Here is a 14,100-nt window from a genome sequence, read left to right as displayed (position 1 = left end):
GACGATGGCGCCATGCGGCGCGCGATGGTCTGGTTGACGGCCCTGGTGCTCTCGGCGTCCGCGTGCGCCCCGGACGACCCCGAGTCCTCGCCCGCGCCGGCACCCACCGCTGCGGTGGACCCGGCCGTCGGCACGGACCCCGGCACCGACCTCCGCTTCGGCGAGGAGGCGACCGTCGTGTGGCAGCCCGAGTCCGACGTCGTCGGCGTGCTCGACGTGAGCGTCGACGCGGTGGCCGAGCAGGACGAGTCGGTCTTCGACGGGTGGGTCAGCGAGGTGATGCCCGACGCGCGCCCCTACTTCGTCACGGTGACCCTCACCAACTCGGGCGAGTCCGACCTCGGCGCGCAGGAGGTGCCGCTCTACCTGCGCGACGACACAGGTGCGCTGGGTGCCCCGTGGACCGTCGGCGGCGACTTCGCCGAGTGCCAGAGCGGCCCCCTGCCCACGCCGTTCGCTGCCGGTGCGGCGGCGGACATGTGCCTGGTCTACCTGGTCCCCGACGGCGCCCGCATCCGCGACCTCGTCTTCGAGCCCACCGAGGGCTACGACCCGATCACCTGGTCGGGCCAGGTGGAGAAGCCCGAGCGCGAGAAGTCGGGCAAGCGCGGTTGATTTTGGGGTCGACCGCGGCGCGTTCGACAATGGGGGCATGGCCGCCCTCCCCACCTCGCTGACGCTGGGCTCGGTCCGCGTCGACACGCCGGTGGTGCTGGCGCCGATGGCCGGCATCACCAACGCGGCCTACCGACGCCTCTGCGCCGAGCAGGGTGCCGGGCTCTACGTCTGCGAGATGATCACCAGCCGCGGGCTCGTCGAGGGCGACGAGACCACGCGCAAGATGCTGGTCTTCGACGAGTTCGAGACGATCCGCTCGGTGCAGCTCTACGGCACCGACCCCCTCTACATCGGCAAGGCCGTCGAGATCCTCTGCGCCGACTTCGGCGTGAAGCACGTCGACCTCAACTTCGGCTGCCCGGTCCCGAAGGTGACCCGCAAGGGTGGCGGGGGAGCACTGCCGTGGAAGCGCGGCCTGCTCGGCGAGATCCTCACGTCCGCGGTCTCCGCCGCGTCGTCGTACGACGTCCCGGTGACGATGAAGACGCGCAAGGGTCTCGACGACGACCACCTGACCTACCTCGACGCGGGCCGCATCGCGCAGGAGACCGGGGTCGCGGCGATCGCCCTCCACGGTCGCACCGTGCAGCAGGCCTACTCCGGCGAGGCCGACTGGGACGCCATCGCCGCGCTGGTCGACCACGTCGACATCCCCGTGCTCGGCAACGGAGACATCTGGGAGGCGGCCGACGCGATCCGGATGGTCGAGCAGACCGGCGTCGCGGGCGTCGTCGTCGGGCGCGGGTGCCTGGGCCGACCGTGGCTCTTCCGCGACCTGGCCGCCGCCTTCCACGGCGAGGACGTCGCGACCCTCCCGAGCCTCGGCGAGGTGAAGGTGATGATGCGCCGGCACGCCGAGCTGCTGTCGGAGCACATGGGGGAGGAGCGCGGCTGCAAGGAGTTCCGCAAGCACATCGCCTGGTACCTCAAGGGCTTCCCGGCCGGCGGCGAGCTGCGCCACCAGCTGGCCCTCGTCGACTCGCTCGCCGCCCTCGACGTGCTGCTGGACGGGCTCGACGACCGCGCTGCGTTCCCCGAGCGCGAGCTCGGCACCCCCCGCGGTCGGCAGGGTGCACCGCGCAAGAAGGTGGTGCTGCCCGAGGGGTGGCTCGACGACACCGACGGCCGCGGATCGCACCTGCGCGAGGACGCGAACGAGACGACGGGCGGCTGACAGGCCTGCCCTGTCGGCATACGCAACGATCCGTGCCGGGTGACCCGGAACACGCATGAATTTGCTGTGAAGATTTGGGACAGGGCCGGAATCGTGTGCTCTACTCGATGATCGCGTCGACGTGGGCACGAGTTCCCCCTCGTGGATCGGCGCATCCGTCCCCCGTCAGCAACTGCAAAGGATCAGCGCTGTGGCTCAGCATCGCCACAAGCGGGAAACCCCTGCTACCCCCTCCCCGTCCCGAATCCCCCGTTCCGTCCTGGTGTCCGCACCGCTCGCCGTCGTGGCGACGCTGTCCGCGGTGACCATGGGCGTCCTCGCGGCCGAGCCGGCCACGTCCGACGACAACCTCCTGGCTTCGTCCGGGACCCTCTCGTCCGGGACCCAGTCCCTCTCCGGCGCCGCCTCGTCGACGCTGAGCCGCCGCGGCGACATCGTCTCGCGCTCGACCATCCGGACCGCCGCGAAGGCCGAGTCGGCCGCGCGCCAGGACCTCGAGGTCGACCAGCAGGCGCGCCGCCTCGCGAAGAAGCTCGACCGCTCCGTGTGGACCACCGAGGTGCTCAACCTGTGGTCGGGTCCGTCGGAGAAGTCCGACAAGCTCGGCGAGATCGGCGCGCTGAAGCAGGTCGTCGTGACGGGTCGTGAGCAGATGGGGCGCACCCAGGTCGTCCTCGACGGCCAGTCGCGCTGGGTCAGCTCGGACTACCTCGCACGGGAGAAGCCGGAGCCCGAGCCGGAGGAGCCGGCGGTGCCCGCCCTCGGTGGCTCCTGCACCAACGGCACGACCGCCGGCGGGGCCGGGGTCAACATCCAGAAGGTCCATGCCGCCGTCTGCGCCAACTGGCCCTCCATCGCGACCTACGGCACCCTGCGAGGCGGCGGCGGTGACCACCCGCTCGGCCGCGCCGTGGACATCATGGTCAGCGGCTCGACCGGGTGGGCAGTGGCGGAGTTCGTGCGCGCCAACGCGGCAGCACTGGGTGTGAGCTACGTGATCCACGCTCAGAACATCTGGTCCGTCCAGCGCTCGGCCGAGGGGTGGAGGTCGATGGCCGATCGGGGCTCGGTCACCGCCAACCACTACGACCACGTGCACGTGTCGACCTACTGAGGTCGGCGCTCGCTAGGCTGACCGGCCGATGAGCATCGAGGACCTGTACGACGACGCGGCGCGCGAGCGCGTCGTCGCCGAGCCGCCCAAGCGCGTCGACGCACCTGTGCGGCTGGCGTTCGAGCGCGACCGGGCGCGCGTGGTCCACGCGGCCGCGTCGCGGCGGCTCGCGGCGAAGACGCAGGTCGTCGGTCCGCAGACCGACGACTTCGTCCGCAACCGGCTCACGCACAGCCTCGAGGTCGCCCAGATCTCCCGCGACCTCGCCCGGGCACTCGGCACGCACCCCGACATCGCCGAGACGGCCGCGCTCGCGCATGACCTCGGCCACCCGCCCTTCGGGCACAACGGCGAGCGGGCGCTGGCCGAGCTCAGCGCCGGGTGCGGCGGGTTCGAGGGCAACGCCCAGACGCTGCGGATCCTGACCCGGCTGGAGTCGAAGACGTTCGACGCCGACGGCCGGTCGGTCGGGCTGAACCTCACCCGGGCCACCCTCGACGCCTGCACCAAGTACCCGTGGTCGCGCTCGTCGGCCGACGGCCCGCACGGCGTGCACGCCGACGGCACCCCGCGCGTGGTGGTGAAGTTCGGTGTCTACGACGACGACCGCCCGGTCTTCGACTGGTTGCGCCTCGGCGTCGAGGGGCGCGGACGGTGCCTCGAGGCGCAGGTGATGGACCTCGCCGACGACGTCGCCTACTCGGTGCACGACGTCGAGGACGGCATCGTGGCCGGTCGCCTCGACCTCACCCGCCTCGACCGCGACGCCTTGTGGGCGACCGTGCGGTCCTGGTACCTGCCGGGCATCGACGACGTCGCGCTCGACCGGGCGCTCGCCGACCTGCGTGCGATCGGGTCCTGGCCGCGGTCGTCGTACGACGGCAGCAGGCGGAGCCTGGCCGCGATCAAGAACCTCACGAGCGACCTCATCGGGCGGTTCTGCGGCAGCGTGCAGGAGTCGACCTTCGCCGCGGCGGGCGGAGAGCCGCTCGTGCGACACCGGGCCGACCTGGTCGTCCCGGCCGACACCGAGGTGGAGATCGGCGTGCTCAAGGGCATCGCCGCCCACTACGTCATGCAGGCCGACGACCGGGTGAGCCTGATGGAGCGCCAGCGCTCATTGGTCGCCGAGCTCGTCGAGGCACTCTGGGACCGCGGCTCCGACGCCCTCGACCCGGTCTTCGTGCACGACTGGGACGACGCGGCGGACGACGCGGGACGGCGCCGCGTGGTCATCGACCAGGTGGCCTCGTTGACCGACGCGAGCGCCGTCGCGCGTCATGCCGCGCTGATCGGTTGATCAGGGCAGGTTGCCCTGCGGGTAGGGGTTGTCCTGGAGCGCGGTGCTCTCGGGGTTGAGCTGGTCCTCGAGGTCGGAGCGGTGGTCGCCGTTGCCGCTGCCGGAGGGAGTCACCTTGTCGGCCGCGGTGCTTGCTGCCGCCGCGACCTTGTCCTTGACGACGGGCGCCTTCTCCTTGGCCAGGTCGGCGGCCTGCGTCGCCTTCTCCTGCACGCGCGGGTCGTCCTTGACCCGGGTCGCGGCCTTCTTGATCTGTTCGTAGCGCTCGCGGCCGGCACGGGTGCCGAGCACGTAGCCGATACCTCCGGCGATGAGCAGCGTGAGCTTCTTCATGGTGGTCTCCCTCGGGTTGGTTCGTGGTGGGGTGTGGTCAGTGCGAGCGTCGGCGCCAGAGGAGCAGCACGACGCCCATCGCGACGAGCGACCCGGCGGCAGCGAGCACCTCGGGCCTCGGGGTCCCGGAGTCGGTCGTGGCGGAGTCCTTGATCGAGGCGACCTTCTCCTTCGCCTGGGACTTCACGTCCAGCTTCGCGGCGAGCTGGTCGACGGTGCCGGCGAGCTGGGCGCGCTGGGCCTCGATCTCGGCCTCGATCTGCTCGGGGGTGCGGGCCTCGCCGGTCTGGTCAGTCATGGTGGGCTCCCTTCACGGTGGCGACGTCGTCCTTGATGCCCTGGATCGCGCGCTCGGGCGCTGCCGGGGTGGCCTCGGCGACCTTGTTCTTGCCGGCCAGGCCGGCGACGGCGGCGCCGGCGAGCAGCACGAGGCCGACGATGAGGGCGGCGAGCCAGGCGTCGACGACGTTCGCGAGAGCCAGGATGGCAGTGGTGACGAAGGTCGCCACGGCGAAGAACGCGAGCAGTCCGGCGACGCTGAACATGCCGATCCCGACGCCGGCGCGCTTGCCCTTCTGGGCGACCTCCGCCTGGGCCAGCCGGATCTCGGAGCGGATGAGCTCCGGGATCTGCTGGGAGAGCTGGTGGACAAGTGCGCCGAGGGTCTGACCCTCTGGCGCTCCGTGCTGAGCAGTCATGACATCGACCTTCCCAAACCCGGTCCGTCGACACCAGCCGTGCTAACCCATAGGGGTGCGCCGCTGTTGTGGAGACCCGTCCGCGGGGGTGGGTGCGCGCCCGTAGACTCCGCGGCGTGGCAGGCCGGATTCGCGACGACGACATCGCCGAGGTGCGTGAGAAGGCGCGGATCGACGACGTCGTGTCGCAGTACGTCACCCTCAAGCGGGCCGGCGGCGGCTCGCTCAAGGGCCTGTGCCCGTTCCACGACGAGAAGACGCCCTCGTTCAACGTCAACCCCGCGCGGCAGTTCTTCCACTGCCTGGCGGGCGAGACGCGCGTGCTGACCGACCAGGGTGCACGGTCGATCTCGGAGCTGTCGGGCGGCGTGCACCGGGTGCTGGGCGGCGATGGTCGTTGGGTGGACGCGCCGTTCAGCTCGTACGGTGTCCAGCCCCTGTGGCGGATCACCCTCACCCGAAACCGTCAGGTGAAGGAGCTGTTCGCGACGGATGGTCACCGCTGGTTCGTCAAGGCGGGGGCCAGGCGTCAGTCGCGCCGCGAGGTACTTACCACTGACCTCAAGCAGGGGGACAGGCTCGTCACTGTGTTCCCCCGCACGCGCACCGCCCGCACGCGTCCGTCACCTTTCGGCATCGCGCACGGGTTCACCTTCGGTGACGGCACGCGTGCCGGCAGCGGGTCCGTCGCCCAGCTCTGTCCGCCCAAGGACATGGCCATGCTGAAATGGTTTCCGCAAAGCCAGACGGCGGCCAAGGACGACAACATCCTGGTCCTGGACCTGCCCGCTTTCTTCAAGTCGACGCCAGAGCTTCATGAGTCGGTCTCCTACCTCTACGGCTGGCTCGCGGGCTACTTTGCAGCTGACGGCTGCGTGGCCGAGGACGGCACGGTCATCCTCAACTCGGCTACCAAGGACAATCTCGAATTCGTCCGCGACCTGTGCACCAGGCTCGGCATCGGCACCTACGGCATCACCAGCCAGTCGCGAGTCGGGTTCGAAGGGCGTGAACCGTCCGATCTGTTCCGCATTCACCTGGTGAACGAGGACCTTCGCGAGGACTTCTTCCTCATCGATCGACACCGCGAGCGTTTCCTGGAGACCGAAAAGGCGTTCGCCCGACGTGGGTGGGTCGTCCAGTCCGTCCAAGCCACGGATCGGGCCGAAGAAGTCTTCTGCGCGGAGGTCCCCGGCACGCACGCCTTCACGCTCGAGGACAACATCCTCACGGGAAACTGCTTCGGCTGCGGAGAAGGCGGCGACGCCATCGCCTTCGTGATGAAGGTCGACGGCCTCACCTTCACCGAGACCGTCGAGCGCCTCGCCGAGAAGTACGGCGTCCAGCTGCGCCGCGAGGAGGGCGACGACGAACCCGTACGACCGCGCGGGCCGGCGCGGGGCCGGTTGATCGAGGCCCACAAGGTCGCCCAGGAGTTCTACGCCGAGCAGCTCGGCACCGCCGACGCCGTCATCGCGCGCCAGTTCCTCGACCAGCGCGGGTTCGACCAGGCTGCCGCCCAGATGTTCGGCGTCGGCTTCGCCCCGCGCGACGGCGAGGCGCTGACCCGTCACCTGCGAGGGCGCCGGTTCACCGACGAGGAGTCGGTCGCTGCCGGCCTCGTGGCCCACGGCCGCTCCCACTACGACCGCTTCCGCGGCCGCCTCGTCTGGCCCATCCGCGAGGCCAACGGCGACACCATCGGCTTCGGGGCGCGCCGGATCTTCGACGACGACCGCATCGAGGCGAAGTACCTCAACACCTCCGAGACGGCGATCTACAAGAAGAGCCATGTCCTCTACGGCATCGACCTGGCCCGCACCGCGATGAAGGACGCGCAGCAGGCCGTCGTCGTCGAGGGCTACACCGACGTGATGGCCTGCCACCTCGCCGGCGTACGCACTGCAGTGGCGTCGTGCGGCACCGCGTTCGGCACCGACCACGCGCGGGTGCTGCGTCGCTTCCTCGGCGACCACGACAGCACCAGCGGGGAGGTCATCTTCACCTTCGACGGTGACTCGGCCGGGCAGAAGGCCGCGATGAAGATTCTCGAGAGCGACCAGGTGTTCGCCTCGCAGACCTATGTCGCGGTGGCGCCCGAGGGCATGGACCCGTGCGACCTCCGGCTCAAGGACGGCGACGAGGCGGTGCGCGAGCTCGTCGCCAAGCGCCAGCCGCTCTACCGCTTCGCCCTCGACAACATCCTGTCCCGCCACGACCTCGACCGCGCCGACGGGCGCATCGACGCGCTCCGCGACGCCGCCGGCCTGGTCGCCGGCATCCGCGACAAGACCAAGGTCGACGCGTTCTCCCGCGAGCTCGCCCACATGGTCGGCGTCGACGTCGACGAGGTCCGCAGCGAGGTGCGCCGCGCGGCCAACCGACCCGCCAAGCAGCCCGACGAGAGGCGTACGACCCGGGCCAGCGAGGCGCCGGAGCAGCCCGTGCCCACGAGGCCGGCGCTGCCGAGCCTGTCCGACCCCCGCTTCCTCATCGAGCGGGAGATGCTCAAGCTCGTCATCCAGCACCCGGCCGGCGTGGGCCGCACGACGGCGCACGTGACGACCGGCGACTTCACCCACCCGACCTTCCAGGGCGTCTGGGAAGCGGTCACGACGGCTGGCGGCCCTGCCGCAGGCGCGGAGGATCCCGGTTGGTCCAACAAGGTGCGTGGCGCAGCGACCGATCCCGCGGTGATCGCTGCGGTCACCGAGCTGGGGGTGGAGCCGGTGCGCGGCACCTCCGACCCCAACCCGACCTTCGCGGTCGCCTACGTCTACCGGCTCCAGGAGCTCACCACGGCGCGCCGGATCGCCGACGTCAAGGCCCGTCTCCAGCGCACCAACCCGGTCGACAACGCGCTCGAGTACAACCGGATGTTCGGTGAGCTGGTGATGCTCGAGCAGCACCGCCGCAAGCTGCGCGACGGCGCCGTCGGCCAGACAGGGGCACAGTCATGATCGGTCCCGTCAGCTGGCGACGCAGCTCGCTCGTTCCACGCGTCGACGTCCCGCGCGGGGAGAAGGTGCTCGCCGTGACCCGCGCGGAGGACGGCAGGGTGCTCGCCGGGACGCGGGACGCGTTCTACGTCGCCGCCGACGGCGGGGAGGTCCATCGGGTGCCGTGGGAGCAGGTCGAGGCCGCCGACTGGGACCGCGACACCGACACCTTCCGGCTCTCCGAGGTCGGCAGGTGGGGCGAGCAGCGACCGATCCACACCGCAGTGCTCACCGACCCCGGCCGGCTGCTGGAGCTGGTCCGCGAGCGCGTCACCGCCAGCATCGTCCTCCAGCGCCACGTCGTCGTGGCCGGCCGTCGCGGGCTGCGTGTCATCGCCCGCCGCGCGCCGTCGGGATCCGACGGGGTCCAGTGGATCTACGAGTACGACGAGGGTGTCGACCCCGACGACCCGGCCGTGCGCGAGATCGCCCTCAGCACCCTCGAGGCGATGCGCATCGAGGTCGGCCTGCCCTGATTTCACCCGGGCCGACGCTGCTTGCTAGTGTTCTGCCCCGCTGCTCAAGCGATCCCCTATAGCTCAATTGGCAGAGCATTCGACTGTTAATCGGAGGGTTCCTGGTTCGAGTCCAGGTGGGGGAGCAGTGAGAGGCCCCGGTCCGCGCCAGGCGCGGATCGGGGCCTCTTGTCGTCTGCGACGAAGGTCAGGCCGGACCCGCCGCGTAGGCGTCGATGAGCTGGGCCTCGGCGGCATCGAGGTAGGTCGCCATGGCCGACTCGGCCGCGTCGAGCTCACCTGCTGCCAGCAGCTCGAGGATCGCGCGGTTCTCGGGGAGGTAGGCCTGGTGGAACGCCTGGGGGGCATCCATCACGTGGAAGACCAGGCGCAGCTCGGCCAGCAGGTGTCCCATCGCCTCGGTGACGCGGGGGCTCTGCGCCAGCGCTGCGACCGCCTGGTGGAAGTGCATGTTGGCCGTGCCGACCTCGACCCACCGGTCGCGCGCCGCGGCTGCCTCGCCCTCCTCGACGGCGTCCCGGACCGGGACGAGGAGCTCGACCCACCGGTCGGCGGAGAAGCCTGCCCGTCGGCGCTCGGCCGCGCGCCGGACCGCACCGCACTCGAGGATGCGGCGCAGCTGGTAGAGGTCTCGCACGTCGTCGACGGTCAGCTTGCGCACGAAGACGCCCCGGTTGAACTCGTGGAGCAGCAGGCGCTCGTGGCCGAGCAGGCGGAACGCCTCGCGCAGGGTGTTGCGCGAGACCCCGAGCGCCGCGCCGATGTCCTCCTCGGACAACCGGGTGCCCGGGGGGAGGTGGCCCTCGGTGATGCGGGTGCGGAGCACGTCGGCGACCCGGCCGGCGGTGCTGGCGCGACCGAGTCCGGTGCGCTCGGCCTGGAGCTCCTCGAGCCAGTCGCTGGTCGTCACGCGTGCAGGGTATCGGGTCGGGGGTATTGACGGATTGTTGAACAATCCTTCAGAGTGGTGTGACGGGGACCACTTCCGACGGACCACTCGGGACCGACACAGATGGGCGCGACATGACCGACGAGACCAGGCAGACCGACACCGGGACGGCGAAGCACGACGTCATCGCGAAGGCGGGCGCAGCGCGGGGCGCGTTGCTCGGCGCGATGTTCCTGATGGCCACCAGCGCCATCGGACCCGGCTTCATCACCCAGACCACCGTGTTCACCGCGGAGCTCGGCGCGGCCTTCGCCTTCGCGATCCTCGTGTCGATCCTCGTCGACATCGCCGTCCAGCTCAACGTGTGGCGCGTCATCGGCGTCTCGGGCATGCGGGCCCAGGAGCTGGCCAACACGGTCCTGCCCGGCGCCGGCTACTTCCTCGCAGCCCTCGTCGTCCTCGGCGGGCTCGTGTTCAACATCGGCAACATCGGCGGCACCGCGCTGGGCACCAACGCGATGTTCGGGCTCGACGTCAAGATCGGCGGTGCGATCTCGGCGCTGATCGCGATCGCGATCTTCCTCAGCAAGCGGGCCGGCGTCGCGATGGACCGGATCGTGGTGGTGCTCGGCGTCGTGATGATCGCGATGGTGCTCTACGCCGCCGTCGTCTCCGGCCCGCCGGTCGGCGAGGCGCTGCGCCAGACCGTGCTGCCCGACGACGTCGACTTCCTGATCATCACGACACTGATCGGTGGCACCGTCGGCGGCTACATCACCTACGCCGGCGCCCACCGGCTGGTCGACTCCGGCATCACCGGTCCCGAGCACGTCCGCGACATCACGCGCGGCTCGGTGACCGGCATCCTGGTGACCGGGGTGATGCGCACGCTGCTGTTCCTCGCCGTGCTCGGCGTGGTGGCCGGTGGCGTGACCCTCGCCGTCGACAACCCGCCGGCCTCGGCCTTCCAGGCGGCACTCGGCGACGTCGGCGTGCGGGTCTTCGGCATCATCCTCTGGGCCGCGAGCATCACCTCGGTGATCGGGGCGTCGTACACCTCGGTGTCCTTCCTGGCGGGCTTCTCACGTCGGCTCGAGGCGCATCGCAACCTGGTGACCGTCGGCTTCATCGTCATCTCGGGAGCGATCTACCTCGCGCTGGGCAAGGCGCCCGTCACGCTGCTCGTCCTCGCCGGCGCGCTCAACGGGCTCATCCTCCCCGTGGGCTTCGCGATCATCCTCTGGGTGGCCGCCCGGCGGATCGACCTGCTCCGCGGCTACCACTACCCGAAGTGGCTGCTCGCGGTCGGAGCGCTCGTGTGGGTCCTCACGGTCTACCTCGGGTGGAACTCGCTCGGCGGCATCGCGGACCTGCTGTGACGGGGCCGCGGATCGACCTCAACGCCGACCTGGGGGAGTCGTTCGGCAGCTGGACCCTCGGTGACGACGACGCCCTGCTCGAGGTGATCACCAGCGCCAACGTGGCGTGCGGCTTCCACGCCGGCGACCCGACCGTGCTGCGACGGACGTGCGCCCGGGCCGCCGAGCGCGGTGTCGTGATAGGCGCGCAGGTGGGCTACCGCGACCTCGCGGGCTTCGGCCGCCGCTTCATCGACGTCGAGCCCCACGACCTGACCAACGACGTGCTCTACCAGCTCGGCGCGCTGGAGGCCTTCGCCCGGGTCGCGGGCACGCAGGTCCGCTACGTCAAGCCGCACGGGGCGCTCTACAACGCGATCGTCCACCACGAGGCGCAGGCCGAGGCGGTCGCCGAGGCCGTACGCCGCTACGACCCGACGCTGCCGGTCCTGGGCCTGCCCGGCTCCGTGTGGCTCGCGGTGGCCGAGGGGGCCGGCCTGACCCCCGTGCCCGAGGCGTTCGCCGACCGCGCGTACACGCCCGAGGGCACCCTGGTGTTGCGGCGCGAGCCGGACGCGGTGCTGCACGACCCCGACGACGTGGCAGGGCGCACGGTCCGGATCGCCACCCGTGACGAGGTGGTCGCTGCCGACGGTTCCCTGGTCGCGGTGCGCGCCGCCTCCGTGTGCGTGCACGGTGACAGTCCCGGGGCGGTGGCGATGGCCACGGCCGTACGCCGCGGGCTCGAGGAGGCGGGCGTGCGGGTGCTGCCCTTCGTCGGTGGTGAGGCGGGGTGAGGCTGCTCCCGTGCGGCGGGTCCGGACTCCTGGTGGAGCTCGACGACCTGGACGCCGTGCTGGCGCTCTATGCCGAGCTGGTCGACGACCCGCCCGACGGCGTCGTCGACCTCGTGCCGGCCGCGCGCACACTGCTCCTGCGGATCGACCCCGCACGGACCGATGCGGCCCGGGTCGCCCGGGCCGTGCGCGCCGTCGAGCCGCGGTCGGGGCACCGTCCCGATGCCGGTCGCCTCGAGGTCCCGGTGACCTACGACGGCGAGGACCTCGCCGAGGTCGGGCGGCTGACCGGGCTGGGGGAGCGGGGCGTCGTCGAGGCCCACACCGCCCAGGAGTGGACGGTGGCGTTCTGCGGCTTCGCTCCCGGCTTCGGCTACCTGGTGGGGGCCGACGACCGGTTGACGGTGCCCCGGCGTGACAACCCGCGCACCAGGGTGCCCGCCCGGTCCATCGCGCTGGCCGGTGAGTTCACGGGGGTCTATCCCCGCGAGTCGCCCGGCGGGTGGCAGCTGATCGGCCACACCTCCGTGCAGCCCTGGGACCTCGAGCGCGACCCGCCGGCCCTCCTCGTGCCGGGCCTCCGGGTCCAGTTCGTGGAGGCCTGATGGACACCGCACTGGAGGTGGTGACCCCCGGCCCGCTGAGCACCGTGCAGGACCTGGGCCGTCACGGCCTCGGAGCCCTCGGTGTCGGCCATGCGGGGGCTGCGGACGTGCCCGCCCTGCGACTGGCCAACCGCCTGCTCGGCAACGCCGAGTCCGCGGCCGCGATCGAGGTGACGTTCGGCGGCCTCGAGGTGGTCGCGCACGGTGGCATGGCGGTCACGCTCACCGGAGCGCCCTGCCCCCTCACCGTCGACAGTCGTGTCCACGGCCCGTACGGCGTGGTGTGGGTGCCCGACGGCGCGACCCTGCGCCTGGGGCCGCCGAGCACCGGGCTGCGCAGCTACCTGGCGGCACGTGGGGGGATCGAGGTCCCGCCCGTGCTGGGCTCACGCTCCACGGACGTCCTGTCCGGGGTCGGACCCGAGCCACTCGCCGCCGGTGACCGGCTGCCGGTCGGCCGCGCCGCGACGACGTACCCGTGCGTCGACGTGGTGCCCGTGCAGCCGCCCGAGGGAGGCGACGTCACCCTGCGCGTCGTCGACGGTCCCCGGGCCGACTGGTTCACGCCCGCCGGGCGGGCGGCCCTGCTCTCCGACGCCTACGAGGTCACCGCCGACAGCAACCGGGTCGGGATGCGCCTGTCCGGACCGCCCCTCGAGCGGGCGCGCGACGATGAGCTCCCGAGCGAGGGAATGGTCTGCGGGGCCCTCCAGGTGCCGCCGTCTGGCCAGCCGACCCTGTTCCTCGCCGACCACCCGGTCACCGGTGGATACCCCGTCATCGCGGTGGTCGTCGCTGCCGACGTACCCCTCGCCGCGCAGGTCCGACCGGGTCAGCGCATCCTCTTCCGCCGCGTCCCGTCCCCTACGCCCGACCCCGTCCCCACCCCAGGAGCACCCGATGAATGACGTCGCCACCCTCACGCCCACCGAGGCCCGCGAGAGGTTCCGGGCCGGCCTGCGCGTGCCGACGTCCGGCTGGTGCGCAGGCTGGACCCAGGCCAACCTGCTGGCCGTCCCGCGCGACCTGGCGTACGACTTCCTGCTGTTCGCGCAGCGCAACCCCGCGCCGTGCCCGATCCTCGACGTGACCGAGCCCGGCGAGGTGAGCAGCCAGCGGTTCGCGGGCGACCTGCGCACCGACCTCCCTGCCTACCGCATCTACGAGCACGGCGAGCTGGTCGCCGAGGTCGACGACGTGACGGGGCACTGGCGAGACGACATGGTGGCGTTCCTCATCGGGTGCAGCTTCACGTTCGAGGACGCGCTGCTCGAGGCCGGAGTGCCCGTGCGCCACCTGGAGCAGGGCGGCAACGTCCCGATGTACCGCACCTCCATCGCCTGTCGCCCGGCCGGCTCGCTGTCGGGCCCGATGGTCGTGTCGATGCGTCCGATGCCCGCATCGCAGGTGGCCACGGCGGTCCGGGTGACCTCGCGCTACCCCGCCGTCCACGGGGCGCCGGTCCACATCGGCTCACCGGCCGACCTCGGCATCACCGACCTCGACACCCCCGACTTCGGGGACCCGGTGGAGGTGCGGCCGGGAGAGGTGCCGGTCTTCTGGGCCTGCGGCGTCACCCCGCAGGCAGCGGTCATGCAGTCCCGTCCGGCACTGGCCATCGGCCATGCCCCGGGCCACATGGCGATCACCGACATCCGCGAGAGCGAGCACCTCGTCCCGTGAGGGGCGTCATTGCGGTGACGTAACGCTTCCGCGCGCCACGTGAACTGTGGGTTACA

15 protein-coding genes, 1 tRNA gene and 1 pseudogene are annotated in these 14,100 nt (G+C 71.5%); 13 read left to right on the top strand and 4 right to left on the bottom strand.

Annotated elements, in window-relative coordinates; all coding sequences use genetic code 11:
• The first annotated feature begins 12 nt into the window (after window positions 1-12).
• The 4 genes from EUA06_RS13605 (at window position 13) to EUA06_RS13590 (ending at window position 4,206) form a co-directional block, all read left to right on the top strand.
• Complete coding sequence (locus tag EUA06_RS13605) at window positions 13-615, top strand: hypothetical protein (protein ID WP_129476689.1); 603 nt, start codon at window positions 13-15, stop codon at window positions 613-615.
• A gap of 37 nt (window positions 616-652) precedes the next feature.
• On the top strand, window positions 653-1,792 hold the full coding sequence (dusB, locus tag EUA06_RS13600; RefSeq protein WP_129476686.1) for a tRNA dihydrouridine synthase DusB: 1,140 nt from the start codon (window positions 653-655) through the stop codon (window positions 1,790-1,792).
• Window positions 1,793-2,054: 262 nt separating this feature from the next.
• On the top strand, window positions 2,055-2,906 hold the full coding sequence (locus tag EUA06_RS13595; protein ID WP_129476683.1) for a VldE C-terminal domain-containing protein: 852 nt from the start codon (window positions 2,055-2,057) through the stop codon (window positions 2,904-2,906).
• Window positions 2,907-2,934: 28 nt separating this feature from the next.
• Window positions 2,935-4,206 carry a deoxyguanosinetriphosphate triphosphohydrolase gene (locus EUA06_RS13590; protein ID WP_129476681.1) on the top strand — a complete coding sequence of 424 codons (1,272 nt, stop codon included), beginning with the start codon at window positions 2,935-2,937 and terminating at the stop codon, window positions 4,204-4,206.
• Here the strand turns inward: EUA06_RS13590 and EUA06_RS13585 are convergent, their stop codons facing one another.
• The 3 genes from EUA06_RS13585 to EUA06_RS13575 are packed head-to-tail and all read right to left on the bottom strand — an operon-like array spanning window position 4,207 to window position 5,237.
• Entirely contained in the window at window positions 4,207-4,539 is a 333-nt protein-coding gene (locus EUA06_RS13585) for a YtxH domain-containing protein (protein ID WP_207208350.1), read from the bottom strand. It lies immediately after the preceding gene.
• A 37-nt stretch (window positions 4,540-4,576) separates the two neighbouring features.
• Window positions 4,577-4,837, bottom strand: coding sequence for a DUF3618 domain-containing protein (locus EUA06_RS13580; RefSeq protein ID WP_129476679.1), 261 nt, complete (start codon window positions 4,835-4,837; stop codon window positions 4,577-4,579).
• Window positions 4,830-5,237 carry a phage holin family protein gene (locus EUA06_RS13575; protein ID WP_129476676.1) on the bottom strand — a complete coding sequence of 136 codons (408 nt, stop codon included), beginning with the start codon at window positions 5,235-5,237 and terminating at the stop codon, window positions 4,830-4,832. The genes EUA06_RS13580 and EUA06_RS13575 overlap by 8 nt, the downstream gene beginning before the upstream one ends.
• Before the next feature lie 116 nt (window positions 5,238-5,353).
• Here EUA06_RS13575 and EUA06_RS23385 point away from each other — a divergent pair.
• The 4 genes and pseudogenes from EUA06_RS23385 to EUA06_RS13560 form a co-directional block, all read left to right on the top strand.
• A pseudogene (locus EUA06_RS23385) lies at window positions 5,354-5,539 on the top strand (CHC2 zinc finger domain-containing protein); the annotation flags it as partial.
• A gap of 411 nt (window positions 5,540-5,950) precedes the next feature.
• Complete coding sequence (dnaG, locus tag EUA06_RS13570; RefSeq protein ID WP_422879759.1) at window positions 5,951-8,197, top strand: DNA primase; 2,247 nt, start codon at window positions 5,951-5,953, stop codon at window positions 8,195-8,197.
• Window positions 8,194-8,712: a hypothetical protein gene (locus EUA06_RS13565; protein ID WP_207208349.1), complete on the top strand. Its 519-nt coding sequence runs from the start codon at window positions 8,194-8,196 to the stop codon at window positions 8,710-8,712. Before dnaG ends, EUA06_RS13565 begins: the two co-directional genes overlap by 4 nt.
• Window positions 8,713-8,764: 52 nt before the next feature.
• Window positions 8,765-8,837 (top strand) — tRNA-Asn (locus tag EUA06_RS13560).
• Between the two features lie 62 nt (window positions 8,838-8,899).
• Here EUA06_RS13560 and EUA06_RS13555 read toward each other — a convergent pair.
• Window positions 8,900-9,622 (bottom strand): GntR family transcriptional regulator, encoded by a 723-nt coding sequence (locus tag EUA06_RS13555; protein ID WP_129476671.1) that lies wholly within the window; start codon window positions 9,620-9,622, stop codon window positions 8,900-8,902.
• Window positions 9,623-9,735: 113 nt separating this feature from the next.
• On the opposite strand from EUA06_RS13555, the gene EUA06_RS13550 reads away from it, so the two are divergent.
• From EUA06_RS13550 to EUA06_RS13530, 5 genes are read left to right on the top strand one after another with little or no spacing between them, the layout of a single operon-like run.
• Window positions 9,736-10,980: an NRAMP family divalent metal transporter gene (locus EUA06_RS13550; RefSeq protein ID WP_129476668.1), complete on the top strand. Its 1,245-nt coding sequence runs from the start codon at window positions 9,736-9,738 to the stop codon at window positions 10,978-10,980.
• Window positions 10,977-11,756 carry a LamB/YcsF family protein gene (locus tag EUA06_RS13545; RefSeq protein WP_129476666.1) on the top strand — a complete coding sequence of 260 codons (780 nt, stop codon included), beginning with the start codon at window positions 10,977-10,979 and terminating at the stop codon, window positions 11,754-11,756. Before EUA06_RS13550 ends, EUA06_RS13545 begins: the two co-directional genes overlap by 4 nt.
• Window positions 11,753-12,361, top strand: coding sequence for a 5-oxoprolinase subunit B family protein (locus tag EUA06_RS13540; RefSeq protein ID WP_129476663.1), 609 nt, complete (start codon window positions 11,753-11,755; stop codon window positions 12,359-12,361). Before EUA06_RS13545 ends, EUA06_RS13540 begins: the two co-directional genes overlap by 4 nt.
• Window positions 12,361-13,269 carry a 5-oxoprolinase subunit C family protein gene (locus tag EUA06_RS13535; RefSeq protein ID WP_129476660.1) on the top strand — a complete coding sequence of 303 codons (909 nt, stop codon included), beginning with the start codon at window positions 12,361-12,363 and terminating at the stop codon, window positions 13,267-13,269. Before EUA06_RS13540 ends, EUA06_RS13535 begins: the two co-directional genes overlap by 1 nt.
• On the top strand, window positions 13,262-14,044 hold the full coding sequence (locus tag EUA06_RS13530) for a putative hydro-lyase (RefSeq protein ID WP_129476657.1): 783 nt from the start codon (window positions 13,262-13,264) through the stop codon (window positions 14,042-14,044). The genes EUA06_RS13535 and EUA06_RS13530 overlap by 8 nt, the downstream gene beginning before the upstream one ends.
• The last annotated feature ends 56 nt before the right edge of the window (window positions 14,045-14,100 follow it).

It is taken from the genome of Nocardioides glacieisoli (assembly GCF_004137245.1).
Lineage (GTDB): Bacteria > Actinomycetota > Actinomycetes > Propionibacteriales > Nocardioidaceae > Nocardioides > Nocardioides glacieisoli.
The sequence above is the reverse complement of the archived record's forward strand: the minus strand, read 5'-3'. Positions and strand labels throughout refer to the sequence as shown.

Coding starts and splice junctions, on each gene's coding strand:
- EUA06_RS13605 (WP_129476689.1), top strand. CDS start 13: ATGCGGCGCGCGATGGTCTGGTTGACGGCCCTGGTGCTCTCGGCGTCC.
- dusB (WP_129476686.1), top strand. CDS start 653: ATGGCCGCCCTCCCCACCTCGCTGACGCTGGGCTCGGTCCGCGTCGAC.
- EUA06_RS13590 (WP_129476681.1), top strand. CDS start 2,935: ATGAGCATCGAGGACCTGTACGACGACGCGGCGCGCGAGCGCGTCGTC.
- EUA06_RS13585 (WP_207208350.1), bottom strand. CDS start 4,539: ATGAAGAAGCTCACGCTGCTCATCGCCGGAGGTATCGGCTACGTGCTC.
- EUA06_RS13580 (WP_129476679.1), bottom strand. CDS start 4,837: ATGACTGACCAGACCGGCGAGGCCCGCACCCCCGAGCAGATCGAGGCC.
- EUA06_RS13575 (WP_129476676.1), bottom strand. CDS start 5,237: ATGACTGCTCAGCACGGAGCGCCAGAGGGTCAGACCCTCGGCGCACTT.
- dnaG (WP_422879759.1), top strand. CDS start 5,951: ATGGCCATGCTGAAATGGTTTCCGCAAAGCCAGACGGCGGCCAAGGAC.
- EUA06_RS13565 (WP_207208349.1), top strand. CDS start 8,194: ATGATCGGTCCCGTCAGCTGGCGACGCAGCTCGCTCGTTCCACGCGTC.
- EUA06_RS13550 (WP_129476668.1), top strand. CDS start 9,736: ATGACCGACGAGACCAGGCAGACCGACACCGGGACGGCGAAGCACGAC.
- EUA06_RS13535 (WP_129476660.1), top strand. CDS start 12,361: ATGGACACCGCACTGGAGGTGGTGACCCCCGGCCCGCTGAGCACCGTG.
- EUA06_RS13530 (WP_129476657.1), top strand. CDS start 13,262: ATGAATGACGTCGCCACCCTCACGCCCACCGAGGCCCGCGAGAGGTTC.